Origin of the sequence: Methylocapsa polymorpha (genome assembly GCF_045689225.1) — a bacterium.
Lineage (GTDB): Bacteria > Pseudomonadota > Alphaproteobacteria > Rhizobiales > Beijerinckiaceae > Methylocapsa > Methylocapsa polymorpha.
This window is the reverse complement of record NZ_CP136862.1, coordinates 1,531,194-1,554,737: the sequence shown is the minus strand read 5'-3', so window position 1 is coordinate 1,554,737 and position 23,544 is coordinate 1,531,194. Positions and strand designations below refer to the sequence as shown.

At 63.9% G+C, this 23,544-nt stretch carries 22 protein-coding genes and 2 pseudogenes; 12 read left to right on the top strand and 12 right to left on the bottom strand.

The window, feature by feature from the left end:
• Nucleotides 1-135: 135 nt before the first annotated feature.
• Nucleotides 136-1,284: an adenosyl-hopene transferase HpnH gene (hpnH, locus tag RZS28_RS07265; RefSeq protein WP_407340657.1), complete on the top strand. Its 1,149-nt coding sequence runs from the start codon at nucleotides 136-138 to the stop codon at nucleotides 1,282-1,284.
• Between the two features lie 284 nt (nucleotides 1,285-1,568).
• On the opposite strand, the gene RZS28_RS07260 is transcribed toward hpnH, so the two are convergent.
• From RZS28_RS07260 to hpnA, 6 genes and pseudogenes are all read right to left on the bottom strand, one after another.
• The gene (locus tag RZS28_RS07260) at nucleotides 1,569-1,895 is read right to left on the bottom strand and encodes a hypothetical protein (protein ID WP_407340656.1); all 327 of its coding nucleotides are present in this window, start codon (nucleotides 1,893-1,895) and stop codon (nucleotides 1,569-1,571) included.
• Between the two features lie 5 nt (nucleotides 1,896-1,900).
• Entirely contained in the window at nucleotides 1,901-3,943 is a 2,043-nt protein-coding gene (shc, locus tag RZS28_RS07255) for a squalene--hopene cyclase (protein ID WP_407340655.1), read from the bottom strand.
• A 1-nt stretch (nucleotide 3,944) separates the two neighbouring features.
• A complete protein-coding gene (gene hpnE / locus RZS28_RS07250) occupies nucleotides 3,945-5,195 on the bottom strand; it encodes a hydroxysqualene dehydroxylase HpnE (protein ID WP_407340654.1) in 1,251 nt (416 codons plus the stop codon).
• Nucleotides 5,195-6,045, bottom strand: a pseudogene (hpnD, locus tag RZS28_RS07245) (presqualene diphosphate synthase HpnD). The gene hpnE and the pseudogene hpnD overlap by 1 nt, the downstream one beginning before the upstream one ends.
• Complete coding sequence (gene hpnC, locus RZS28_RS07240; RefSeq protein ID WP_407340653.1) at nucleotides 6,042-6,923, bottom strand: squalene synthase HpnC; 882 nt, start codon at nucleotides 6,921-6,923, stop codon at nucleotides 6,042-6,044. Before hpnC ends, hpnD begins: the two are co-directional and overlap by 4 nt.
• Entirely contained in the window at nucleotides 6,920-7,918 is a 999-nt protein-coding gene (hpnA, locus tag RZS28_RS07235; RefSeq protein ID WP_407340652.1) for a hopanoid-associated sugar epimerase, read from the bottom strand. The genes hpnC and hpnA overlap by 4 nt, the downstream gene beginning before the upstream one ends.
• Nucleotides 7,919-8,245: 327 nt before the next feature.
• Between hpnA and RZS28_RS07230 the strand changes: the two genes are divergently transcribed.
• On the top strand, nucleotides 8,246-9,544 hold the full coding sequence (locus RZS28_RS07230) for an aminotransferase class I/II-fold pyridoxal phosphate-dependent enzyme (RefSeq protein WP_407340651.1): 1,299 nt from the start codon (nucleotides 8,246-8,248) through the stop codon (nucleotides 9,542-9,544).
• Between the two features lie 169 nt (nucleotides 9,545-9,713).
• Nucleotides 9,714-11,539, top strand: a pseudogene (locus RZS28_RS07225) (ABC transporter transmembrane domain-containing protein).
• Between the two features lie 24 nt (nucleotides 11,540-11,563).
• On the opposite strand, the gene RZS28_RS07220 reads toward RZS28_RS07225, so the two are convergent.
• Together RZS28_RS07220 and RZS28_RS07215 are read right to left on the bottom strand one after the other, a co-directional pair.
• Entirely contained in the window at nucleotides 11,564-11,848 is a 285-nt protein-coding gene (locus RZS28_RS07220; protein ID WP_407340650.1) for a hypothetical protein, read from the bottom strand.
• A 96-nt stretch (nucleotides 11,849-11,944) separates the two neighbouring features.
• On the bottom strand, nucleotides 11,945-12,406 hold the full coding sequence (locus tag RZS28_RS07215) for a GNAT family N-acetyltransferase (protein WP_407340649.1): 462 nt from the start codon (nucleotides 12,404-12,406) through the stop codon (nucleotides 11,945-11,947).
• Nucleotides 12,407-12,493: 87 nt separating this feature from the next.
• Between RZS28_RS07215 and recF the strand changes: the two genes are divergently transcribed.
• The 5 genes from recF to RZS28_RS07190 all read left to right on the top strand — a co-directional run bounded on the left by recF (nucleotide 12,494) and on the right by RZS28_RS07190 (nucleotide 16,863).
• On the top strand, nucleotides 12,494-13,669 hold the full coding sequence (gene recF, locus RZS28_RS07210; protein ID WP_407341067.1) for a DNA replication/repair protein RecF: 1,176 nt from the start codon (nucleotides 12,494-12,496) through the stop codon (nucleotides 13,667-13,669).
• A 114-nt stretch (nucleotides 13,670-13,783) separates the two neighbouring features.
• Nucleotides 13,784-13,984 carry a hypothetical protein gene (locus tag RZS28_RS07205; protein ID WP_407340648.1) on the top strand — a complete coding sequence of 67 codons (201 nt, stop codon included), beginning with the start codon at nucleotides 13,784-13,786 and terminating at the stop codon, nucleotides 13,982-13,984.
• A gap of 112 nt (nucleotides 13,985-14,096) precedes the next feature.
• Entirely contained in the window at nucleotides 14,097-14,645 is a 549-nt protein-coding gene (locus RZS28_RS07200; RefSeq protein ID WP_407340647.1) for a hypothetical protein, read from the top strand.
• 274 nt (nucleotides 14,646-14,919) lie between these two features.
• Nucleotides 14,920-16,149 (top strand): signal recognition particle-docking protein FtsY, encoded by a 1,230-nt coding sequence (gene ftsY / locus RZS28_RS07195; RefSeq protein WP_407340646.1) that lies wholly within the window; start codon nucleotides 14,920-14,922, stop codon nucleotides 16,147-16,149.
• A gap of 27 nt (nucleotides 16,150-16,176) precedes the next feature.
• Nucleotides 16,177-16,863: a septation protein A gene (locus tag RZS28_RS07190; protein WP_407340645.1), complete on the top strand. Its 687-nt coding sequence runs from the start codon at nucleotides 16,177-16,179 to the stop codon at nucleotides 16,861-16,863.
• Between the two features lie 72 nt (nucleotides 16,864-16,935).
• Here RZS28_RS07190 and RZS28_RS07185 read toward each other — a convergent pair whose 3' ends face one another.
• The gene (locus RZS28_RS07185) at nucleotides 16,936-17,211 is read right to left on the bottom strand and encodes a DUF1153 domain-containing protein (RefSeq protein ID WP_407340644.1); all 276 of its coding nucleotides are present in this window, start codon (nucleotides 17,209-17,211) and stop codon (nucleotides 16,936-16,938) included.
• Between the two features lie 615 nt (nucleotides 17,212-17,826).
• On the opposite strand from RZS28_RS07185, the gene mnmA reads away from it, so the two are divergent.
• Both mnmA and RZS28_RS07175 read left to right on the top strand, forming a co-directional pair.
• Complete coding sequence (mnmA, locus tag RZS28_RS07180) at nucleotides 17,827-19,065, top strand: tRNA 2-thiouridine(34) synthase MnmA (protein WP_407340643.1); 1,239 nt, start codon at nucleotides 17,827-17,829, stop codon at nucleotides 19,063-19,065.
• A 140-nt stretch (nucleotides 19,066-19,205) separates the two neighbouring features.
• Nucleotides 19,206-19,880 (top strand): class I SAM-dependent methyltransferase, encoded by a 675-nt coding sequence (locus RZS28_RS07175; RefSeq protein WP_407341066.1) that lies wholly within the window; start codon nucleotides 19,206-19,208, stop codon nucleotides 19,878-19,880.
• A 76-nt stretch (nucleotides 19,881-19,956) separates the two neighbouring features.
• Here the strand turns inward: RZS28_RS07175 and RZS28_RS07170 are convergent, their stop codons facing one another.
• Complete coding sequence (locus RZS28_RS07170) at nucleotides 19,957-20,175, bottom strand: YdcH family protein (protein ID WP_407340642.1); 219 nt, start codon at nucleotides 20,173-20,175, stop codon at nucleotides 19,957-19,959.
• Between the two features lie 305 nt (nucleotides 20,176-20,480).
• On the opposite strand from RZS28_RS07170, the gene RZS28_RS07165 reads away from it, so the two are divergent.
• Nucleotides 20,481-20,669, top strand: a complete 189-nt coding sequence (locus RZS28_RS07165; protein ID WP_407340641.1) for a YdcH family protein — start codon at nucleotides 20,481-20,483, stop codon at nucleotides 20,667-20,669.
• 65 nt (nucleotides 20,670-20,734) lie between these two features.
• Here RZS28_RS07165 and RZS28_RS07160 read toward each other — a convergent pair whose 3' ends face one another.
• Nucleotides 20,735-20,929, bottom strand: coding sequence for a hypothetical protein (locus tag RZS28_RS07160; protein WP_407340640.1), 195 nt, complete (start codon nucleotides 20,927-20,929; stop codon nucleotides 20,735-20,737).
• Nucleotides 20,930-20,946: 17 nt separating this feature from the next.
• Here RZS28_RS07160 and RZS28_RS07155 point away from each other — a divergent pair, with 17 nt between their 5' ends.
• On the top strand, nucleotides 20,947-22,452 hold the full coding sequence (locus RZS28_RS07155; protein ID WP_407340639.1) for a S10 family peptidase: 1,506 nt from the start codon (nucleotides 20,947-20,949) through the stop codon (nucleotides 22,450-22,452).
• Between the two features lie 72 nt (nucleotides 22,453-22,524).
• Here RZS28_RS07155 and RZS28_RS07150 read toward each other — a convergent pair whose 3' ends face one another.
• Nucleotides 22,525-23,544: an aldo/keto reductase gene (locus RZS28_RS07150; RefSeq protein ID WP_407340638.1), complete on the bottom strand. Its 1,020-nt coding sequence runs from the start codon at nucleotides 23,542-23,544 to the stop codon at nucleotides 22,525-22,527.

Genomic DNA, 23,544 nt, shown 5'->3' with positions numbered 1-23,544 from the left:
GTTAGCTTAAGCCATGGCCTGCGTGTCCGGCCAACAATCAAAATCAGAAGCCGATCCCAATCTCGCTGGTCGCAAGACGGCTCCACGCGATCGGGTCCGGCTACGGCGAACGGCGTCAACTTCCAGGAGCAGACATTGGGCATACCGTTTCTTCAAATGGCTCAAATCGGCGCCTATGTGGTTCGCCAGCGGCTCTCCGGCCGCAAGCGTTTTCCGCTCGTTCTCATGCTCGAGCCGTTGTTTCGGTGCAATCTCGCTTGCGCGGGCTGCGGCAAGATCGATTATCCGGACAAGATCCTCAATCAACGATTGCCGCTCGCCGATTGCCTCGCCGCAATCGATGAATGCGGCGCGCCCGTCGTCGTGATCGCTGGCGGCGAGCCCTTGCTGCACAAGGATCTGCCGGAGATCGTCGCCGGCGCCATCGCAAGGGGGAAATTCGTCACCGTCTGCACCAACGCCCTGCTTTTGGAGAAGAATCTGCATCGATATGCGCCGAACCGCTATTTCAATTGGTCCATTCATCTCGATGGCGACGCCGAGATGCACGATCAATCGGTGTGCCAGGCCGGCGTCTACGAGCGCGCGCTCGACGCCCTGAAGCTCGCAAAGCGGCGCGGATTCCGGGTCACCGTCAACTGCACGCTCTTCAATACGGCGGAGCCGGACCGGGTCGCGGCGTTTTTCGATTCGGCCGCCGCGCTCGGCGTCGAGGGGATCACGGTTTCTCCGGGCTACGCCTATGAGCGCGCGCCCGATCAGCAGCATTTCCTCAATCGGGAGAAAACCAAGAATCTGTTCCGGCAAATTTTCGCGCGCGGCAAGGGCGGAAAGGCGTGGCCTTTTTTCCAGTCGACGCTCTTCCTCGATTTTCTCGCCGGCAATCGAACCTATCAGTGCACCCCTTGGGGCAATCCGACGCGAACCATCTTCGGCTGGCAGCGGCCCTGCTATCTTCTCGGCGAAGGATATGCGGCGAGCTTCAAGGAGCTTATGGAGGAGACCGACTGGGACTCCTACGGAACCGGCAATTATGAAAAATGCGCCGACTGCATGGTGCATTGCGGCTTCGAGGCGACCGCCGTGGAAGACGCGTTCAGCCATCCTCTGCAGGCGCTCGGCGTCGCCTTGCAAGGCATTCGCACGCAAGGCCCAATGGCCCCGGACATCCCGCTAGACCGGCAACGACCCGCCGATTACGTCTTCGGCCGGCATGTCGAGAACAAGCTCGCGGAACTCGGTGAAAGCAAGAGCGCCGGCCAGCATCTTTCGGCCGCGGAGTAGGGCCGCGAAGGCCGCGCGCGCATCGAGCGCGGTCTGGAGGAGCTGCGGGACCTGGCGCGGATCGCGCAGGATCGAACGCGCGACGGCTTCAAGGCGAGCGTGCCGTCGGCTTGCATGCCGACGAGCGCCGCATGCGGCAGCCGCCGCTCCGCGGGGTCGGCCACCACCCGAAAGGCGGCGAAGGGAAAGCTTATGGGCGGCGGCGCGCGCCGCGATATGCGATTCCATATCGGCGGCGAATGCGCCGGTCTTGACATGCAGAGCGCGCTTGGCCGCGTGGTCGATCACCGGGCGTCGACGCCGGCCATATCGACGATCGGCGCGCCGCCGAGCGCCGCCGAAAGCCGGCGCGACCAGACCGGATCGCCATAGAAGCGCTCGCCGCCTTCAGCGACGATCGAACGCGCGACGAGGGACGAGCCCGAAACAAGGCCTGGCGCCAGACCGCCCGCGACCCCGAAGCTGATAATGGCCGACGCTTTGTTCGCGGCGGCCGTATCCAGCGCGCGCGCCAAGCCGACGCCATCGCCGCCGCCGGACACGACGATGATTTGCGGGCCGGCCGCAAGTTTCGCCTCCGCCCGCAGGCCAGTAACGGCGATGACCGGCAAGCCGGCTACATTCCGGCCAAAATCGATTGATGATTGCCCGAGGTGAGATTGCGATAGCGCGCCAACGCCCAGAGCGGAAAGAATTTCGAGTAGCCGTGATACCGCAGGAAAAAGACCCGCGGAAACCCCGTCGCGGTGAAGCGCTCTTCGTCCCAAAACCCGTCTCCCGTCTGCGTGCGCGCCAGATAGCGCACCCCCCTTGCAACCACGGGGTCGTCCACAATGCCGGCCGCCATCAGGCCGAGCAAAGCCCATGCCGTCTGCGACGATGTGCTCGGCGCCGGGCGATAGCTCGCGTAATCCAACGCGTAACTCTCGCCGCCCTCGCCCCAACCACCGTCAGCGTTTTGAATGCTTTTTAGCCAGGCTACTGCTTTTTGCACCGTTTCGCTCTGCGGGTCCAGCCTGATTGCGTTGAAGGCGCAAAGCACGGACCAGACGCCATAGATGTAATTCATGCCCCAGCGGCCAAACCAGCTGCCGTCTTTTTGCTGGGCGCTGATGAGATAATCTACGGCGCGCGCGAGCGCCGGATTGCGGTCAGGCGTCTCGCCGAGCTGACCCAGCAAGGATATGCAACGCGCGGTGACATCCTCGGTCGGAGGATCGAGCAGCGCGCCATGATCGGCGAAAGGAATGTAGTTCAAATATTCGCGATCATTGTCGGAATCGAAGGCGCCCCAGCCGCCGTTGGCGCTTTGCAGGCCTTCGATCCATTCGCGCGCGCGGGCGATCGCCTCCGTTCGATCGCCCGCCGCCGAGGCCGCAGGCCAGGGCCCGGCGGCGCGGTCGAGCGCCATGGCGACGACGGCCGTGTCGTCGAGATCCGGATAATAGGCGTTGGCGTATTGAAACGCCCAGCCGCCCGGACGCACATTCGGCTTTTGCGCCGCCCAGTCGCCGGCGACGTCCTTGACTTGCAGAGGCGTGAGCCAGTCCAGCGCCGCATTGAGGCGCGGCGCGAGATCCTCGCCGCCGGTCTCCATCAGCGCGTGACAGGCAAGCCCGGTGTCCCACACCGGCGAGACGCAGGGCTGGCAATAGGCCTCATCATCTTTGATGACGAGAAGCTTGTCGATCGCGCCAAGGATCTGGACCATTTTCGGATCCGATCTTGGATAGCCGAGCGTGTCGAACATTAGCGCCGAATAGGCCATGGCTGGATAGATCGCGCCGAGGCCATCCTCGCCGTTCAATCTTTCACTGACGAAAGCAACCGCCTTGTCTATCGCGCTCTTGCGCAGGCCCTGCGGGAAATAGGGTTCAGTCCATCGCAGCAGCTTGTCGATACCGCCAAAAAGCGTGGTCCAGGGGAAGCTCTGATGCGGCGCGCCCGGCCAATGCCGGACCTCGTCGGGCGGCGCGACGAAAAGCTCCTCGATCGTGATATTGCGCGGATTGCGAGCCCTCGGCTTCAAGGCGTTCACGGCCATCAGCGGGACGAGGACGGTGCGCCCCCAATAGGATATTTTGGTCAGGTGGAAGGGAAACCAGCGCGGCAAGTGCATGATCTCGACCGGCATGACCGGCACGCCGCGCCAAGGCAGCGCGCCATAAAGAGCGAGCAAGGAGCGGGTGAAGACATTGGCCGCCGCCGCCCCGCCATGCGCCAGGATCGCCGCCCGGGCGCGCCGCATATGGTCGGCGTCCGGCGAGTCGCCGATCATCTTCAGCGCGAAATAGGCTTTCACGCTATTGCTGACGTTGAAAGCGCCATCGGTGAACAGCGTCCAGCCGTCATGCGCGGCCTGCCTGCGCCGCAGATATTCGCCGATCTTGGCTTCAAGCTCGTCAGAGATCGGCTCGTCGAGGAAATGGCGGAACAGGATATATTCGGCCGGGATCGAAACATCCGCCTCCAGCTCGAAGACGAAATGGCCGTCCGGCCGTTGCAGGGCGAGAAGCGCCTGCCTCGCGCGGTCGATCGCCGCATCGATTTCGCCGCGCCCGAATTCCGGCGCGCCCGCATCTTTCGCCTCGACATTCAACGCAAGTTCGCTCGCCACGCCTGCGGCCCCCTCGATTTCGTCGCGATTTCGCCGCGCCATTTCATTGCGATCGCCGGACCAGATCCGCCGCGCGATTCCCCGATCGAATGGCGCCTTCGATCGTCGCCGGCAAGCCGGTCGCCGTCCAATCGCCCGCGAGAAAGAGATTGGGATAAGCCGTCGCGGCGCCGGGACGGCGCGCGTTCTCCTCGCAAGTGGCGGCGAAGGTCGCCCGCTTTTCCTTGATGATCTGCCATGGCGGAAGCGGCTTTTCAATACGCGCCGCCTCCGCGACCTCGGCCCAGATCTTTTGCGCGAGTTCTTCGCGCGGCGCGTCGAGCAATCGATCCGCGCCGCTGATCGTGACCGAGAGCCGGTCGGGAAAGGCGAACAGCCATTCGGTCGTCGCGTTGATCACGCCGAGGATAGCGGGACAGTCCTTGGGCGGCGCGATTCTGAAATGGGCGTTGACGATGGCGCGAAAGCTTTCCGGCGTTTGCAGTCCCGGCATGAGGTCGCGCGCGACAAGCGGCGGAACTGCAAGGACGACCTGATCCGCCGGGCCAAGCGGCTGCGTCGCGTCGCCGAAATCGAGCGCGCTGACGCGGCCCGCCGCGAAATCGATCTTCCGCAATCTATGATCGAGGCAAATTTGCGCGCCGCGCTCGCTCAAATAGCGAAGCGCCGGATCGATGAAGGCGGCGGACAGGCCATGCGCGGCGACGAGCGGGCGGCAGGCGCGCCCGCCTTTGGCCAGAGTTTCGCGCACGACCGCGCCGGCGAGACGGGCGGAGCCTTCCTTTGGCTCGGCGTTCAACGCGGCGAGAAGAAAGGGACGCCAGAGCCGCTCGTAAAGAGGCCCGTCGCAGCGCATCGCCGCCGCGATCGGCCGATCCTTGCCGGGAACGAGAAGGCGCAGCAGCGCCAGATAATCGCGCCAGCCTGTGTCGGGCGCCCGCCGCTCGGCCGAGAAGATCCACCAGGGCATCGGGCCGGCGTTCGGCCGCACCCGCCAGCGTTTCTTGCTGGCGAGATCGAAGAAAGGGAAATCGGCCTCGGCGGGGCCCTGAAGCTCGTCCTCGCTGCCGATTGTCGCCAAGAAGTTTCGCGCGGCGTGATTCCCCGACAAAAGCAAATGATTGCCATTGTCGATCGCCATTCCGAGCTGCGCGTCGTGATACGATCGGCAGCGCCCCCCCGCCTGACGCGCGGCTTCGTGCAGGATAATCTCGCGAGATCCGTCCGCGAGCCGCACAGCCGCGGCGAGGCCGGCGAGCCCCGCGCCTATGACATGAACGGCAGGCTTGCGCATCAAATGAGGCCGTAGCGCATGATCGCGAGAAGCACGCGATGGCGCGGCGTGCGCATCCTTTTGCGCGGGGCCAAAAGACCGCGTTCTCTCAAGCCGCTGAGGATGCCCTGATAGACTTCGGCCATGATCCGAGGCGCGCGCACGCTGTCGCGCGGGCATTTCGCCATGATGCGCCGCGCCTCCTCGAAATGCTCTGTTGCGATGGCGATAATCGGCGCGCAGGCTTTCTCAAGCGCCGGGCTCGCCAGGACCTCGGCCGGGGAGGTTGCGAAAATTCCCGCCGCTAGCAGCTTTTCCCGCGGCAGATAGAGCCGGTTGATCGCCGCGTCCTCGTCGAGGTCGCGCAAAATATTGGTGAGCTGAAACGCCCGCCCGAGATGATGCGCGAGCGCAAGTCCTGCCGCCGCGGGAACCCCGAAGATGCGCACCGACAGCCGTCCGACCGCGCTCGCCACCCGGTCGCAATAAAGGTCGAGCGTGGCGAAATCCGGCGCCTGAATGTCGGATTGGACATCCATCTCCATGCCGTCGACAATGGCGAGAAAATCCTCGCGCCGAAGATCGAATGTCTCGATCGCCGTCAGGAGGCCGCGCAAGCGGCTCGACGGGAGGCGCCCGGAATAGAGCGCGTCAATGTCGCGCCGCCAGCCTTCGAGCGCGTCGAGGCGAGCCGGGCGGGGGCCGCCTTCATCGGCGATGTCGTCGACGGCGCGGCAGAAAGAATAGATTTCAAACATGGCCTCGCGGCGCGGGCGGGCGGCGGCAGAATGCGCATCGCCGCATAGAAAGAGCTGCCGCGCGAGCGGCCAGCCGCGTCAGCGCCGCTGGCCTCCGAGACTTCGCTATTCATGCGCCACCCGCGCGCGTCGTTGAAAGCGGCGCCGGCCGGCGCGCAAAAGCCCCGAGGCCGGACAGAACCCCCATGCAAGACCAGGTGAGAACCTCCGCCTTGGTCAGATGAACGGGTTCGCTCAAAGGGTCGCGCTCGAGCAGAATATCGTCGAGCCTGCGGGCGAGGCGCGCGATGACCGCCGTCTCTAGGCAAAGGCGGAAATCGCGAACTTGCGACGGCAGGCGGGCGCCTTCGTCGATGAGCGTCGCCGTCTTCTCGGCAAGCCCGCGCAGGCAGGCGCGAAGCCCAGGCGAGGCTTTGTCCGCGCCGAGCGCCTCCACGGCGACGCCGTGCGCGGCGAGGGCGTCCAAGGGGACATAGACGCGATCGAGATTGCGAAAATCGGCCGCGCAATCCTGCAGATGATTGATGACCTGGAGCGCCGCGCAAAGCGCGTCGGACGCAGGCCATGTCGCTTCGCTCTCGCCATGCACGTCGAGAACGAAGCGTCCGACCGGCGCGGCGGAATAGGCGCAATAGTCCATCAGTTCGGCCCAGTTCGCATAGCGGGTCTTGGTTGCGTCCATCCGGAACGCGCGCAGGAGATCGAGCGCATGGCGGGGCGAAAGCTTCTTTTCAGCGAGGATTGCGCGGAGCGGCTTGGCCGCCTCGATCCGATCGCTCTTGCCGAGCAAGGTCGCCTCGAAAAGGTCGAGGCCGGCGAGCTTGGCGTCAGGGGAAAGCGAACCATTGTCGACGACGTCGTCGGCGCCGCGCGCGAATCGGTAATAGGCCAGGATCGCGCCGCGATATTTTTCCGCGATGAGCCGCGAGGCGACCGGAAAATTCTCCTGGGTGTGCGTCTTCGACGGTTCGTTCGAAAAATCGCCGCTCATCGCAAATAACCATATTCATGGAACCAGGCCAAGGCGTCGGCGAGCGCCTCGCGGTAAGGTCTCGCCTTGTAGCCGAGATCGCGTTCGGCCTTGGCGGAGCTGAAGAACATGCGATGTTTCGACATCCGCAATCCGTCGATCGTCACGAAAGGCTCGCGTTCGGTGAAATGGGCCATCGCCTCGGCGGCGAAAGCGAGAGGATAAAGCAGCGGGCGCGGAAAGCGAAATTTCGGCGGCTTTCGGCCGCAGAGGCATGCGATCTCGCCGAGCAGGCAGGCGAGCGGCACGTCTTGGCCGCCGAGTATATAGCGCTCGCCCGGCCTGCCGCGCTGCAAGGCGGCGAGATGGCCGTTCGCGACATCGTCGACATGGACGAGGTTGAGGCCGGTGTCGACGTAACCCGGGATCCGCCCCGACGCCGCCTCGATGATGATGCGCCCAGTGGGGGTGGGCTTGACGTCGCGCGGTCCAACCGGCGTCGAAGGATGCACGATGACCGCCGGCAAATTATCGCGGGCGATCATTTCCTCGACGACCTGCTCGGCGGCGATCTTGCTTCGTTTATAGGCGCCGATCGCGCAGGATTCATCGAGCCGCATCGTCTCGTTGGCGGGGCCGCCATCCGTCGCGCAGGCGATGGTTGCGACGCTGCTTGTATAGACGATGCGCTCGACGCCCGCCTTGAGGGCCGCCTGCATGAGAATGCGGGTTCCCTCGCGATTGGTCGCAAGGATCTCCTGCCGGTCGCGGGCCCAGAGCCGATAGTCGGCGGCGACATGAAAAAGAAAACGCGCTCCGGCCATGGCCTGCGCGACGGCCGCCGCATCGCGCATGTCGCCTTCGGCGATCTCCACGTCAAGATTGGCGAGATTGGTGCGCGCGCTCGTCGTCCGCAGCAGGACCCGCACCGAATAGCCGGAGCGAACCAGGGCATGCGCCACAGCGGAGCCGACGAAGCCCGAGGCTCCCGTGACCAGAACCTTGTCGCCCGCCACGCCGCTTCGCCCTCCACTGGATCCGCCGATGCCGCCTATGCTCCGTCCGACGGGTGCGGCATAACACCCCTCCCGCATAGTCGGCAACCTGGCCGAACGCGCTTTGCGAACGGATGAATTGGAATTAAGCCTGTTGACAAGCTGCTACGCCAAATCAGCCGAATTTGCGCCATTCGGATCTGAAAGCGTTGATCAACTCTTCGCGACTTAGTTAGCGAACCCAGATTCGCGGAGAAATCCATTCGACATTGCGCAACTGGCGCTCTTGTCCGTCCGACGCTAGATTGCGGCGCAAATCCGACAGTACGAAACCAACCCGAGAGCAGCATGAGCGCGATCGCCGATTTGTCCGCCGCGGAGCTCGAAGCGCTGCGCAACGAGGTTCGAGGCAAATACGAGGCCTTTCGGGCGCGAGGCCTCAAGCTCGACATGACGCGCGGCAAGCCCGCCCCTGAACAGCTCGACCTCTCGAACGGCATGCTCGCCCTTCCCGGCAATGCTGACCATTTCACCGAATCCGGCGAAGACGCCCGCAATTACGGCGGCCTGCAAGGTCTGGCCGAAGCGAGAGCGCTGTTTTTGCCTGTGCTCGGCGCGCCGCCGGATCGCATCGTCGTCGGAAACAATTCAAGCCTTGCGCTCATGCATGACTGCATCGTCTGGGCGCTTTTGAAAGGCGTCCCCGGCTCGCCGCGGCCTTGGGCGAAGGAGCAAGAGATCGCATTCATCTGCCCCTCGCCGGGGTACGACCGGCACTTTGCGATCTGCGAGGAATATGGCGTCCGCATGCTGCCCGCGCCCATGACGGGGCAAGGGCCCGATATGGATGTCGTCGAGGCGCTCGCCTCCGATCCGGCGGTGAAGGGCATGTGGTGCGTGCCCAAATATTCGAACCCGACCGGCGAGATCTATTCGGATCAGACGGTCCGTCGTCTCGCCTCCATGCGCGCGGGGGCTCCCGATTTCCGGCTTTTTTGGGACAACGCCTACGCTGTCCACCATTTGACCGAGCGCCGGCATGAAATTCTGAACATTCTCGAGGAATGCGAGCGGGCCGGAAACCCCGACCGCGCCTTTGTCTTCGCCTCGACGTCGAAGATCACCCTCGCCGGGGCGGGGGTCGCGTTCTTTGCGTCTTCGGCCGCCAATGTGCGCTGGCTTCTCGCAAGGGCGGGCAAACGCACGATCGGCCCGGACAAGCTGAACCAGCTTCGGCATGTCCGCTTCCTGCGCGACGAGGCGGGCCTCTATCGCCACATGGACGCGCATCGCGCGCTCATAGCGCCGAAATTCGCCGCCGTCGCGGAGGCGCTCGATCGCCATTTGGCCCGGACGGGAGTCGCCCGCTGGACGCGGCCGGACGGCGGCTATTTCATCAGCGTCGACGCGGCGCAAGGGACCGCGAAACGCGTGGTGGAGCTCGCCAAGGAAGCGGGACTGGCGCTCACCCCGGCCGGCGCCACATGGCCGCATGGCCAGGACCCGCATGACAGCACGCTGCGTCTCGCGCCGACATTTCCCAGTCTGGAGGAGGTTCGCGCGGCGTCCGAGGGGATCGCGCTTTGCATTCTCCTGGCGGCGATCGACAAGCAATGCGCCCTTCGTGAGGCCGCCGGCGGGGCGTGAGCGAAACGCCCGCCCGGAAGCCGCTCCTTTCGCGCTTCCGTCCAAACTAGATCTGCTCTAAGGAAGAGCATCGCGAACGCGCCTCAACCCTTGCCCCAAGAAGCGGCTTTGCGAATGCGACGAAGCAAAGTCCTTGTCTTGCCTTCCGCGATCTTGAGATCATCTAGCCATGGCCAAGTCCTCCCCCCCCAATTCTTCGACCGACGCAAGGCAAAAGGCGTCGCCGCGCGCCCTGTTGCCGCTTGTGCCTTACGTCTTGCGCTACAAGCCGCGGATCGCCGGAGCCCTCCTCGCCGTGATCATGGCCTCCGCCGCGACGCTCGCCGTGCCGCTGGCGATCAGGCGGATGATCGATTACGGCTTTTCCGCCGAGAGCGCCGGCTTGATCAACACCTATTTCTTCGCGCTTGTCGGAGTAGCCGGGATTCTCGCCCTATCGTCGGGCGCGCGCTTTTATTTCGTGACCACGCTCGGGGAGCGCGTCGTCGCCGACCTCCGGTCGGATGTCTTCAGGCACCTCTGCGGTCTCGACGCGGCCTTCTACGACACCGCGAAGACGGGCGAGCTCCTTTCGAGGCTCACCGCCGACACCACGCAAATGAAGTCCGCTTTCGGAGCGACCGCCGCAGTCACGCTTCGCAATTTCTTTCTCTTCGTCGGCGCGATCGGGCTGATGGTCTATACGAGCCCGAAGCTTTCAGCCGTCGTGCTCATCGCCATTCCGATCATCGTGCTCCCCCTCGTCGCCTCGGGGCGCCTGGTCCGCAAGCGTTCGCGCACGGCCCAGGATACGCTCGCGGAGGCGAGCGCCTACGCCGCTGAAAATCTCGGCGCCGTCCGGGTGATGCAGGCCTTTGGCGCGGAGCCCGCGACCAGCGCGCGTTCGCCGCCGCCGCGGAAGAAGCCTATGTCGCGGCCCGCAACGCCGCCGCCGCCCGCGCCCGCCTCACGATTGTGGTGATCTTTCTGGTTTCCGCCAGCATTGTCGCTGTGCTTTGGCTCGGCGCGCAGGATGTCCTCGCCGGCCGCACGACAGGCGGTCTCCTGTCGCAATTCGTCCTTTACGCAATTCTGGGGGCAAGCGCGCTCAGCGAGCTGAGTCAGGTCTGGGGCGAAATCTCCGCTGCGGCCGGCGCCGCCGGCCGCATCGCCGAAATCTTGAACGTCAAGCCCGCCATCGTCGCGCCGGTCCCAGCCGCTTCCTTTCCGTCGCCGACCCGCGGCCTCATCAGCTTCGAGCATGTCGAGTTTCGCTATGCGAGCCGACCGAACGACGCGGCGCTGCATGATCTTTCGTTCAAGATCGCGGCGGGGGAGACCGTGGCGATCGTCGGACCGTCTGGGGCCGGCAAATCGACCCTGTTTCAGCTCCTCCTGCGTTTCTACGATCCGACCGCCGGCCGCATCCTGCTCGACGGCGTCGACATAAAGAGCTCCGATCCGACCGAACTCCGGCGGCGGATCAAGAGCGTGCCGCAGGATCCGGTGATCTTCGGCATTTCCATCGCCGACAATATCCGCTACGGGGCGCCCGACGCGAGCGACGAAGCCGTGCGCCATGCGGCCGAGCGGGCCGCCGCCGACGGCTTCATCCGCGCGCTGCCGCATGGCTATGCGACGCGCGCCGGCGAACGGGGGGTGACGCTGTCCGGCGGCCAACGCCAGCGGCTCGCCATCGCCCGGGCGATCCTGCAGGACGCGCCAGTGCTGCTTCTCGACGAGGCGACATCCTCGCTCGACTCGGAAAACGAGATCCTCGTCCAGACCGCGCTGGAAAAAGTCATGTCGGAGCGCACGACAATCGTGATCGCGCATCGCCTCGCCACCGTCCTCAAGGCCAACCGGATTCTCGTGCTGGACAATGGCCGGCTGGTCGAGGAGGGCGACCATGCGACCCTCGTCGCCAAGAATGGCCTCTATGCCCGCCTCGCCAAGCTGCAATTCGAAACCGGCGCGGCGGCGCTCAAGGTCGACCAGACGGCCGCCGCCGAGTGACGGCCGCCGCTAGGCGGAAGGCACTCAATCGACCGAATCGAGCATGGGTTGGAAATGGTCGAGCTTGGCCCAGGTCGCGGCGCTGGTCTGTTTTGACTCATGCCATTGCACGAGGAGCTCATCGAAGACGTCCTCGTCGAAATTGAAGACACTTTCGCGCGGCGCCGTCACCGGCCGATGAATGCCTGATCCGATCTCGTCGAGAAGGCCGGGATCAGCGACAAGGACGCCCTTGTCGGCGTTCGTCATGACGACGCGCTTCAAAGGCTTTCCGCCCAAGGCTTGGACGATGACGAATTGTTGCCGCATGACCGCCGCTCCATTCGTTGCGTTCTCGGGCGCCGCCTCTTTTGAGGCGCTTGCCGCCGATTCACGCGCCAGTCATGACGCAGCGCACAAAAATACTCAAGCCTCTTTTGGCCAGCGGAGGCGCCAAGTTTTTAAGCCGGAGCGGGGATTCGCGCCTTCCGCGATTTTTTTGAACCCTTCGCGCTCATAGAACCGAAGCGCGCGCGAATTTTCCTGATTGACGTCGAGCTCCAGGCCGTTCGAGGACAGGCGGCGCGCCTCGTTTAAGAGAAGGGCCGCGGCGCCGCTTCCCTTGGCCTCTGGCGCGACGGCGATCTGATCGAGATAGCCCGTCGCCGGATCGACCGTCACGAAGCCTATGGCGCGGTTTGAGCCGTCAAACCCGCAGATCGTCACCGCTCCAGCCGCTTCGAGATGAAGCAAATGGTCGCAAAACCAGGGGCGCCTTGCCGAAAAATCGATTTCCGGCATTGCTTCAAGCCAGCTTGCGACCCAAAGATCGGCGAGGCGAGGCAGATCCTCATGGCCGCGGCGGCGGAGGGCGATGGCGCTGAACATGGCGGAAAGCATAACATGGCCGGCGTCTTGAAGCGCCTGCGCCGGTTTCGGCGCTAGGGTTTTGCCACAATGTCCAGCCAGATCGAAATGGAAACGGTCAATCGGACAGCCCCGCGCCATGCCGAAAGCCATGGCGTGCGCCGTCTGACGCTCGCCGATTTTCGCTCCTACGCCTCGCTTGACCTCGCTATTTCCGCAGCCCTGGTCGTCGTCACCGGAGACAATGGCGCGGGCAAGACCAATCTGATCGAAGCTCTTTCCCTGCTTACGCCCGGACGCGGCCTGCGTCGCGCCGAATTGAGCGATTTCCCGCGCAAGACCGGCGCAGGCGGCTTCGCTGTTTCGGTCGAGCTTGAAGGGTCTTTCGGCCGCGTCCAGCTCGGGACCGGCGTCGAATGCCAGGAAAATGCGCCGCCCGCGCGCAAATATCGGCTCGACCGCGAGCCCGCGCCCTCCATCCGCGTCTTTTGCGACCATGTCCGCGTGGTCTGGCTGACGCCCTCGATGGACGGGCTTTTCGCTGGGCCTGCGGGAGAAAGGCGCCGCTTTCTCGACCGGCTCGTCCTCTCGGTCGACGCCGATCACGGCGCGCGAGTCAACGCCTTCGAACGCGCCTTGCGCAGTCGCAACCGTCTGCTGGAAGAGCCGCTGAGCCATGGCGACAAGACCTGGCTCGACGCGATCGAGCGGGAGGTCGCCGAGCTTGGGATCGCCGTCGCCGCGGCGCGATCAGAGACCGTATCGCTGTTGTCCGGCCTGGCGCTCGCCGGCCGAGACCCGGGCTCGCCCTTCCCTTGGGCAGAGCTCGCTCTGCGCGGCGAAGTCGAGACGCTAGTCGCCGAGCGTCCGGCGCTGGAGGCGGAGGACATTTATCGCGCGATCCTGCGCGACAGCCGGGCCCGCGACGCCGCTGCGGGGCGGGCGATCATCGGGCCGCAGGCGAGCGATCTTTGCGTGCGTCATGGCCCCAAGAATGTCGAGGCGGCTCAGGCTTCGACCGGCGAGCAGAAGGCGCTGCTTGTCGGCCTCGTCCTGGCGCAGGCGCGCCTCGTCAAGACGATGAGCGGACTCGCGCCTCTCATTCTCCTCGACGAGATCGCGGCCCATTTCGATCCGACCCGCCGCCAAGCCCTCTATGAACTGCTTGAAACTCTGGGCGGCCAGATCTGGCTGACCGGCGCCGATCCTGCGACTTTCGCCGGGATCGCGGCGCGGGCGCAGATGTTGAAAGTGACGCCAGGTCACGTCGCTTCGCTCGCGTGAGCCGGATTCGCCGAGCAATTAGACTTCTAGGCGTTGATTTTTCGAAAACTTCAGGCCTTGAGCGCATCAATCCGGGGCATTTGCTCCAAGAGCTTTGGATTGAGGATTTCAGCCATGAAACGCAGTTTGCTAATGGGCGTCGCCGTCCTGACCCTCTCGCTCGCCATCGGCGCGCCGAAAACCGCCTACGCTTTCCGCGGAGGCTCAGCCGGCGGAGGCTTCCACGCGGGCGGCCGCAATGAGGAAGGCGCTGGCGCGCCGGCGGCGCAGGGGCCGAGGGCGGCGACTGGCACGCTGGTGGCGGCGCGGGGCTGAGGGCGGCGGCTGGCATGCAGGCGCTGCTGGAGCCTGAGGGAGCGGCGGGTGGCATATCGGTGGCGCGGGTGCTCAAGGAGGCGGTTGGCATGCTGGCGCAGCGGGGCCGAGGGTGGCGGGTGGCAAGCTGGCGGCGCGGGTGCTCAGGGCGGCGGCTGGCATGCCGGCGCTGCTGGAGCCTGAGGGCGGCGGGTGGCATATCGGTGGCGCGGGTGCTCAAGGAGGCGGTTGGCATGCTGGCGCAGCGGGGGCCGAGGGTGGCGGGTGGCAAGCTGGCGGCGCGGGTGCTCAGGGCGGCGGGTGGCAAGCTGGCGGCGCGGGAGCCCAAGGAGGCGGTTGGCACATCGGCGCTGAAGGTGGAGCCTGGCAGGCCGGCGGCGCGGCAGCCGCAACCGCAACCGGCGCAGAAGTCGAGGTCGATCCGTCATATGGCCCCGCCGCCGTTGGCGAGGGCGGCGGGGCATATGGAGGCGTCATCGGGGCCGATGCGAGCGCCTCGTATGGCGCCGCCGGAGCGGAAGGCGGCGGATGGCGGGCCGGCGGCAGCAGCGTGGAGGGAGCTGCGGGACATGCCGGGGCCGAAGGCGGCGGATTGCGGGCCGGCGGCGGCGATAGAGACGCTGGTCGTGCAGGCTCCTTCGACGGGCGCCGCTCCAGGTGAGCGAATAAACGCGCATTCCGGGGGCCGATCGTCCAGGTCCGTGAGTTTACGCTCTTAGGCTTGGCGGGAGCGTTGCGCGGCCACGCCGACCGGCATTCGGGATTTTAAATCGCTCACCATTGCGATCGCGACCTTATATACTGCCAGGCGGCGCTATCGGCCGCCGCCTGCTCTTTAGAGCGCTCCCAGGCGAAACGGGCTGCAGATAAGGCGTAACTATGCGAACTCTTTGCGCATTTCGGGCGTGCGAGAGAGGTTCAGCAGATAGGATCTAATGGTGACGCAAGAGAACGACGCCGCGACCAAGCCAAAGCAGAGCCTTTTCCGGCGCGTTTTCGGCCGCAAGGAAACCCCTGACGAACGGCCCGAAACGCAGAGCGCCGAACCGGCCACGCCGACGCCGGACGAGTCTTTGCAAGTCGAAATTTTGGAAACTGAGATCTTGCAGGCCGAGGACCTGGACGCTGGCGGGCTAGGCTTGGCGGCGGCGCAGGTTGAACGTGAGGACCAGCCGGACGCGGAGATCCAGCCGGAAATCGCGCCGCGCGCCGCGCCTCCTGGCGAGCCTCCGGCCCCGATGCAAAAGCGCAGCTGGTGGGCGCGGCTGCGCGAGGGACTCGCGCGCTCGTCGAATTCGATCGGAAGCGGCCTCATCGCCATCTTCACCAAGCGCAAGCTTGATGAATCCATGCTCGACGATCTCGAAGACGTGCTGATCCGCGCCGATCTCGGCGTCGCGACGGCCGCGCGGATCGCGAAAATCGTCGGCAAGGGCCGCTATGACAGGAACGTCGAGGTCGACGAGGTCAAGGCGATCCTCGCCGCTGAAGTGGAACGCGTCTTGTCTCCCTATGCCCGACCGTTGGAAATTGACGCCGAGAAGAAGCCTTATGTGATCCTCGTGGTCGGCGTGAATGGGTCGGGCAAAACGACGACCATCGGCAAGATCGCAGCGAAATTCTCTGCCGAAGGCCGCCGCGTCCTGCTCGCGGCGGGCGATACGTTTCGCGCCGCCGCAATTGAGCAATTGATGATCTGGGGCCAGCGTCTTCACTGCCCGGTGATCTCGCGCGAGCAAGGCGCCGACGCTTCAGCGCTCGCTTTCGACGCGATCAAGGCGGCGCAGGAGCGCGGCGACGACGTGGTCTTGATGGATACGGCCGGGCGCCTGCAGAATCGAACCGAGCTCATGGCCGAGCTTGAAAAGATCATCCGGGTCATGAAGAAGGTCGACGCAACCGCGCCGCACGCCGTGCTGCTTGTCCTCGACGCGACCGTCGGCCAGAATGCGATGAGCCAGGTCGAGATTTTCGGCCGCGTCGCCGGCGTGACCGGCCTCGTCATGACCAAGCTCGACGGCACGGCGCGAGGCGGAATCCTCGTCGCGATTGCGGACAAGTTTCAGCTTCCGGTCCATTTCATTGGGATCGGAGAGACGGCGGACGACCTCGAAGCCTTTACGGCTCGCGATTTCGCCCGCGCCATCGCCGGCATAGAAGATTAGGTCAATCAGAATGAGAGAGCTGTTCGAATGAGCGAAACCTTGAATCGTGTACCGGCCGCTGCGGCGCCGCATGGCAAAGGGTCGATCCCCTGGCTGAAGCTCGGCGTCGAAATGGGGCCGCTCATCCTGTTTTTTTTCGCCAATGCGCGGCCGAAGCTTTTCGAGCCCCTCGTCGCGCCCTTCTTGCCGCAGGCGCTTCTAAGCGGCGCGAACGCCGGGCTTTTCACCGCGACATTCGTCTTGATGGCGGCGGTCGGCGTGTCGCTCGTGGTGTCGCTCGTTAAGACCCGCAAGCTCCCGGCCATGCCGCTGATGACCGCGGTTCTGGCGCTCTTGTTCGGCGCGCTCACGCTCTATTTGCAGGATACGACCTTCATCAAGATGAAGCCGACCGTGCTTTACGTCGGTTTCGGCGTCGCGCTCTTCGGCGGCCTCGCGATGAACAAGCTGCTGCTGCCGATTATTTTCGACAACGCCTTCTCCATGACAGAGCGCGGCTGGCGCGTGCTCACCCTGCGCTGGGGCGGTTTTTTCTTCCTGCTCGCGCTCCTAAATGAGATCGTCTGGCGCACCCAATCGAATGATGTCTGGGTGTCTTTCAAATTTCCTGGGATATTTATCCTGCTTTTCGTCTTCTCCATCGCGCAAGCGCCGCTCATCCTGCGCCACAAGCTGGAGGTTGACGCCGTGGAGGAAACCCCGAATCCCTCTTGAGAGGCGGAGCCTTCGCGGTTGCGCGAGCGTCTCGACGGGGCCGCTCGGCTCGAAGCCCTGCTGTGAAGGTGTTTAGAGTCGGTATTGCTGAATTCGGGTTGTGCGCAAGCCGGCGAGGCCATGCTGATCAATGGACATTTGCCAGGACAGAAACTCATCGACGGTGAGGGTATAGCGGTTGCAGGCTTCCTCAAGCGACAGAAGGCCGCCGCGGACCGCGGCGACGACTTCCGCCTTTCGCCTTATGACCCAGCGCTTAGTTGTCGCAGGCGGCAAATCGGCGATGGTCAAAGGGCTCCCATCCGGCCCAATGACATATTTCGCTCGATGACGATTTGGTTCTGCCATATTCAAAACTCACGCATCCAACTGATCTTACAGTTGGACAACATAGGGGCTGTGTTTTAAGATTTACCTAAGCCGGCGCCATGGTTTTGCTGAAGAATCTCCACGCCGGCGCCTTATAAGTATTTGCTGGCGGCTCAAGGGTTTCGCCGCCGGCGCGCCGAATTGGGACGATCCATTTGCCTAACGTTAAGGAAACCGCCGTCAGAGCGCGTTCCGATTGGATGGAATCATCCAATCGGTAAGAACTCGCTCCAGATCGATAAGCTGGAGCATGTTTTAATCGAAAAAGTCGATCAACTTTTTCGGAACATGCTCTAGGCGCCCGAGCCCGAGGATTTGAACATAGGCGCGGCGCCCGATTGCGTCGGGCCGCCAAGGCGATGTATGAGAGGTTAATTAAATCGCCAGGCGCGGCGAGCCTCCCGTCGGCGGAAATAGATTTTCAAAGCTGGAATTCATGAAAGCTTTCGCGGCCCCGGGCCATGCTTTGATGAATTCCAGCGGCATCCAGAATTCGGACGGCTCGTATCGCCGGACTATCGAGTCCGATTGACGCAAGCCTGCCAGACGAGGCAAATTTGTTCCTGCCGGCCGATCGAGCGAGTGACGGCGACCATGAAGAAGAGCCCAGCGCCAGAAAGAGGCGGCGGTTTCAATAGCCTCGGCTTCGACAAGCCTCCGGCGGAGACGCGCGTCGTCGTCGCCATGTCCGGCGGCGTCGATTCCTCGGTGGTCGCCGCCCTTCTCAAGGACCAGGGCTATGACGTCATTGGCGTAACCCTGCAGCTCTATGATCACGGCGCCGCGGTCCATCGCAAGGGCGCCTGTTGCGCCGGGCAGGACATTCAGGACGCCAGGCTCGTCGCGGCGCGGCTCGATATTCCCCACTATGTGCTGGATTACGAGGAGCAATTCCGCGAAAAGGTCATTGATCCCTTTGCGCAAAGCTATGCGACGGGCGAGACTCCCATCCCCTGCGTGTCCTGCAACAGCGAAATCAAGTTCGCCGATCTGTTCGAGACGGCGCAGGATCTTGGGGCCGACGCGCTGGCGACTGGCCATTATGTGTCCTCCAAGCTCGATTCGGCCGGACATAGGGCGCTCTACCGCGCCGCTGACGCGACGCGCGATCAAAGCTATTTCCTATTCGCGACGACAAAAGCTCAGCTCGAGCTTTTGCGCTTTCCGCTCGGCGATCTGCCGAAGACGGAGGTTCGCGCCCTGGCGCGCCAGTTCGGGCTGCTCGTTGCGGACAAGGCCGACAGCCAGGACATTTGCTTCGTGCCGACCGGCAAATATAGCGATCTCATCGAACGCCTGTCGCCAGGCGCCGCCGCCCCCGGCGACATTGTCCATGTCGATGGCCGCGTCCTCGGGCGGCACTCTGGGGTCATCCATTATACGATCGGCCAGAGGCGCGGACTGGGGCTCGGGGCGACAGCCGCCGCCGCAGGCGAGCCGCTTTTCGTCATCCGGCTCGATGCGGCCCAGGCGCGGGTCGTCGTCGGGCCGCGCAGGGCGCTGGCGACGCGCCTTGTCCGCTTGCGTTCGCTCAATTGGATCGGTCCCGGCGCGCTCGATGATCTCGACAGCGAAGGGCGCGAGCTTTTTGTGCAGGTGCGCTCGAGCAGGCCCCCGGTTCCCGGATATCTCTATGTTGGCGACGGCCAGACCCTGGTCGAGTTCGCCAGCGATGAAGACGCCGTCTCGCCCGGTCAGGCTTGCGTCTTCTACGAATCGGACCAGCCGCAGGCGCGGGTGCTGGGCGGCGGTTTCATTAGTTCGACCGAACCCGCATGTCCGGCGGCGACCAAAATTTCGCGCCCTGCGCACCTCGAGGATCTTCCGCTTTAGCGGAAGGTTTGTCGCGCGGCGCTTGAGCATAAGCATAAGAAAAAAGCCGGGGCGGTCCCGCGAACGGGAATGCGCCGACGGCGTAAGCTGGAGGTCAAACGCCTGTGCAAGAGGAAACTTTTCCCGGCTCCGTCCCCGCCTTGGATGGCGTATCCGCGCCGCAAGCCGTCGACGCCCCGATCCTCGACAATAAGCATGTCAAGAAATCCTACGCCCGTTGGGCGCCGGTTTACGATCTCGTTTTCGCCCTTGTCCTCCGGCCTGGGAGAAAAGCCGCCGCGGCCGCGGGCGAACGCCCCGGCGGCCGCGTCCTCGATGTCGGCGTCGGCACCGGCCTTGAGCTGCCGATGTTCGACCGGCGGACGAAATTGGTCGGGATCGATCTGTCCGAACCCATGCTGCGGCGGGCGCAGCGGCGCGTCGGCGCGAAGGCTCTCCGCAATGTCGAGGGGCTCGCGGCGATGGACGCGACGCGCCTCGCCTTTCCCGACGGCCATTTCGATGCGGTGGTCGCGCCCTATGTCTTGACCGTCGTGCCAGAGCCGGAAGCCAGCCTCAATGAATTGGCCAGGGTCGTGAAGCCGGGCGGCGAGATCATTCTCGTCAATCATGTCGGCGCTGGGACCGGCCCGATGGCCTGGCTCGAATCCTGGCTCAGCACATGCAGCGCCGAACTGGGCTGGCGGCCGGAATTTCCGTGGTCGATCCTCGGCGATTGGATCGACGCCAATCCCCATGTTCGGCTTTTGGAGCGGCGCAGGCTCGCGCCTTTCGGACTGTTTACGCTGGCGCGGATCGAGAGACTTCCAACTTGACGCGGAGCATGATCGTTCAAATGCGCATTGCTCAGCAGCGTTTATTCGTGGCGAGGTGCTGCGGCTTGAACATAGCTCAAGCTATAATGTCCGGCGTCAGCTGATCTTCGAGAAAGACCAGGCGGTCGCGCAAGACGAGCTTACGCTTCTTGAGCCGCTGGATTTGCAGGCGGTCGGCCGCGCCAAGATGGAGCAAGGCTTCGATCGCGGCGTCGAGGTCGCGGTGCTCCTGCCGAAGATGCTCGAGCTCGGCCTGCAACAAGGCGCGCTCATCGTCGCTCAGTTTTTCCGCCATGAAATGCAATTCTCCTGTCTTTCGAAGTAGACGCAAAGCCTCTCATGCGAAATCTGATCTCATCGACCGGGCCTCGCGGAGGTCTTTGATTGAGCAGGATCTCTCCGGTCGCTTCGTCCGACGCGCGCGAAAATATGTTCGGCAGTGGACCCCGGCAAGGGCAATGGTGAAGCTTTATGACTTTGTGGGCTCTGTCTGAGCCGTTTTGAAATTTGAATTGAATCTTTGGAGAAGCGCCTTCGCGAATCCGCAATCATGTGGCACATTTGACGGCCGTGCGACGACCTTGACGAAAGGAGTTCTGCATGTCCCGTGAAGCTCATTTGACCGCGCTCGAACAGCGCCATGAGGCGCTCGACAAAGAAATAGTAAAGGAATTGGCGCACCCTTCCATGGACGAGCTGAAACTAGCCGAATTGAAACGACGAAAGCTGCTGCTCAAGGACGAAATCGCCAAATTGCGATGCGACCAATCTGTCGCCACCCTGCATTAAAGTCCCTTCCAAAGCGTTTTCCAGAAAGATCATGAACGTTGACGCTCAGGCGCTAGCGAAAAGGATCATAGTGCGCGCGCCACAAGCGCATGGCTGATCTTGCCGAAAATTGCGGCGTTCGCCGCGCGCGATCCTAGGATAAGATAAACAGGCGGCGGGTCCTTGATCTCCACGATCATGCGGCCGCCTGCGGAGAACCGCGGGCAAACGCATTTGTCGCGGGCGTCGGGGCGCAGCTCGATTTGTCCCTCCGCCAGCACCCGAGGTCACGCCATTCATGCCCGCCGCCGAGACGAAACCCGCCGAAAACGAGAAGACCGAAGCCGCGGCCCCGATTGCGCCCGCTGCGCCAAAACGATTCGTCAGCCGCCATGAGGGCCAGTTTCACGACCGTCAGATCGCCTATACGGCGATCGCGGGCGAGACGCATCTGAAGGACGCGGCGGGCAAGCCCCGCGCGAGCCTATTCAGCTTCGCTTATTTCGCCGACATCGAGGTTGAGCCGGCCGATCGCCCTATCACTTTCCTGTTTAATGGCGGTCCGGGCTCTGCGTCGCTCTGGCTGCATATGGGGGCATTTGGCCCGAAGCGCGTGATCGTTCCGGGCGACGGCGCGTACCCCGGCGCCGCGCCCTATCCGGTCAAGGACAATGCGCTCTGCTGCCTCGACCTCACCGATCTCGTGTTCATCGATCCAGTGGGCACAGGCTTCAGCCAGCCGCTGGGCGAGGCGAAGATTGAAGAATTCTGGGGGCTCGACGAGGACGCTGATCTGATCGCCGACTTTATCAAGCAGTTCCTGTCTGATCATCGTCGCTGGGCCTCTCCCCGCTATCTCGCCGGCGAGAGCTACGGCACGACGCGCGCGGTTGCGGCCGCGGCCAAGATGCAGAGCAACATGTCCGGCGTCGCATTCAACGGCCTGGCCCTTATTTCCGTAATCCTCGATTTTCATACGGCGCGCTTCGAGAAGGGCAATGTGCTCCCCGACGTCAGCTATCTGCCGACCTATGCCGCGGCCGCGCTGTATCACAAGAAGATCGAGCCGGCGCCCGCCGACCGCCCGAGCTTTCTCGACGAAGTGCGGCAATTCGCGCTCGATGAATATGCGCCCGCCCTGCTCGCCGGCGCCCGGCTCGACCCCGCGAGACGGCGACATGTCATAGAGCGGCTCGCCTATTATAGCGGCCTTTCGAAAGGGTGGCTCGAGCGGACCAATCTGCGAATCGAGCCCTCGCGATTCCGCAAGGAGCTGTTGCGCGACCGCGGCGTCACGATCGGGCGCTTCGACGCGCGCTACCTCGGCGAAGATTATGACGAGGCCGGCGAATCGCCCGACGATGATCCCTCCGCCTATGCGGTCAAAGGCGCCTATATCTCAGCCATGCAGGATTATCTCGGACGCGATCTCGGCGTCGGCCCGATCGCGCCCTACGTCGCTTTCTCGATGGAGGCGCTGAAGAAGTGGAACTGGCGCGCGCCGCAGGAAAAAGATCTGTTGCGCCTGCCGGGCTATGTCAATCTCGCGCCGGAACTCGGCCGGCTGCAGCGCGAGAGCCCGGCGTTGCGCGTCCTGATGGCGAACGGGCTGTTCGATCTTGCAACGCCCTTCTTCGCTGTCGAGAACACGATCGCGGGCAATGGAATCGACGCGGCCCGCATCGCCATGACCTATTACGACGCGGGCCATATGATGTATGTGAACGAGGATTGCCTCGGCCGCCTCATCGCCGATTTCCGCGCCCTCCTCGGCGCTGGAGCAGAACATGCTCCAACTCTTTGAATTTGAGCGATTCCTTTTCCATCAGATGATTCCGTTTGATCGGGAGCGCTCTAAGGCGTAGCAGACCTCTGCTCAGGACCGCGCCGGCGGGGCCATGAACTCCGGGCCGACGGGATCCGTGATCGACTCGCGCAGGATCCGATCGATCTCGGTTTTGGCGGAAGCGTCGAGCGACCAGCCGGATACGCCGTCGATCGGCTGCAGCTGATCCGGATGGCGCGCCCCCCACAAGGCCGTCGTGACGCCTTGATCAAGCACCCAGCGGACAGCCAAATGAATGACGCGCTTGCCGAAACGATCCTGCGCCAGCCGGTCGAGCCGTTCGACCGCGGCGAGATATTGGCCAAACCGCGGCTGTTGGAACTTCGGGTCGACGCGGCGCAGATCATCGCCGCTGAAAGCCGTATCGGCCCGCATCCGGCCGGAGAGCAGCCCCCGGCACAAGGCGCCATAGCCGAAAGTCGCGATATTGTTCTTGCGGCAATAGGGGAGGATGTCCGCTTCGATCTCGCGCTCGAACAAATTATAAGGCGGCTGAAGCACGTGGATCGGCGCGACGCCGCGAAACCGCTCCATCTGCTCGACCGAGAAATTGCTGACGCCGATGGCGCGGATCTTTCCTTGCTTCAACAGCGCATGCATCGCCTCGGCGGTTTCTTCGATCGGGGTCAGGGGGTCCGGCCAATGGACCTGGTAGATGTCGACGTGATCGGTTTGCAGCCGGCGCAGGGAGTCTTCAATCTCCTGGTTGATCCGATCGCGGCTTGCGTTGCGAAACACCTTGCCGTCGCGCCATTCGAGCCCAACCTTGGTGGCGATCGAGAGCCGCGAACGTAGGCCGCCTTCGGCAATCGCCTTGCCGACGATCTCCTCGGAGCGGCCGAAGCCATAGACCGGAGCCGTATCGATGACATTGACGCCATGCTCCAATGCGGCGCGGATCGTGGCGATCGACTCGGCCTCGTCGGTTCCGCCCCACATCCAGCCGCCTATGGCCCAGGTTCCGATCGCGACGCGCGAAACCTTCAGCGCTGTCCCTGGAATGTCGGCGAGCTCAATCGTCTTTTCGAGAGTCGCAGCTTGATTAGCCAT

Bases quoted from the DNA above. Each gene is read 5' to 3' on its own strand.
- shc (WP_407340655.1), bottom strand. From the start codon at position 3,943: ATGGCGCGGCGAAATCGCGACGAAATCGAGGGGGCCGCAGGCGTGGCG.
- hpnE (WP_407340654.1), bottom strand. From the start codon at position 5,195: ATGCGCAAGCCTGCCGTTCATGTCATAGGCGCGGGGCTCGCCGGCCTC.
- hpnC (WP_407340653.1), bottom strand. From the start codon at position 6,923: ATGAGCGGCGATTTTTCGAACGAACCGTCGAAGACGCACACCCAGGAG.
- RZS28_RS07230 (WP_407340651.1), top strand. From the start codon at position 8,246: ATGAGCGCGATCGCCGATTTGTCCGCCGCGGAGCTCGAAGCGCTGCGC.
- RZS28_RS07220 (WP_407340650.1), bottom strand. From the start codon at position 11,848: ATGCGGCAACAATTCGTCATCGTCCAAGCCTTGGGCGGAAAGCCTTTG.
- RZS28_RS07215 (WP_407340649.1), bottom strand. From the start codon at position 12,406: ATGTTCAGCGCCATCGCCCTCCGCCGCCGCGGCCATGAGGATCTGCCT.
- recF (WP_407341067.1), top strand. From the start codon at position 12,494: ATGGAAACGGTCAATCGGACAGCCCCGCGCCATGCCGAAAGCCATGGC.
- RZS28_RS07205 (WP_407340648.1), top strand. From the start codon at position 13,784: ATGAAACGCAGTTTGCTAATGGGCGTCGCCGTCCTGACCCTCTCGCTC.
- ftsY (WP_407340646.1), top strand. From the start codon at position 14,920: ATGGTGACGCAAGAGAACGACGCCGCGACCAAGCCAAAGCAGAGCCTT.
- RZS28_RS07190 (WP_407340645.1), top strand. From the start codon at position 16,177: ATGAGCGAAACCTTGAATCGTGTACCGGCCGCTGCGGCGCCGCATGGC.
- RZS28_RS07185 (WP_407340644.1), bottom strand. From the start codon at position 17,211: ATGGCAGAACCAAATCGTCATCGAGCGAAATATGTCATTGGGCCGGAT.
- mnmA (WP_407340643.1), top strand. From the start codon at position 17,827: ATGAAGAAGAGCCCAGCGCCAGAAAGAGGCGGCGGTTTCAATAGCCTC.
- RZS28_RS07170 (WP_407340642.1), bottom strand. From the start codon at position 20,175: ATGGCGGAAAAACTGAGCGACGATGAGCGCGCCTTGTTGCAGGCCGAG.
- RZS28_RS07165 (WP_407340641.1), top strand. From the start codon at position 20,481: ATGTCCCGTGAAGCTCATTTGACCGCGCTCGAACAGCGCCATGAGGCG.
- RZS28_RS07155 (WP_407340639.1), top strand. From the start codon at position 20,947: ATGCCCGCCGCCGAGACGAAACCCGCCGAAAACGAGAAGACCGAAGCC.
- RZS28_RS07150 (WP_407340638.1), bottom strand. From the start codon at position 23,544: ATGGCTAATCAAGCTGCGACTCTCGAAAAGACGATTGAGCTCGCCGAC.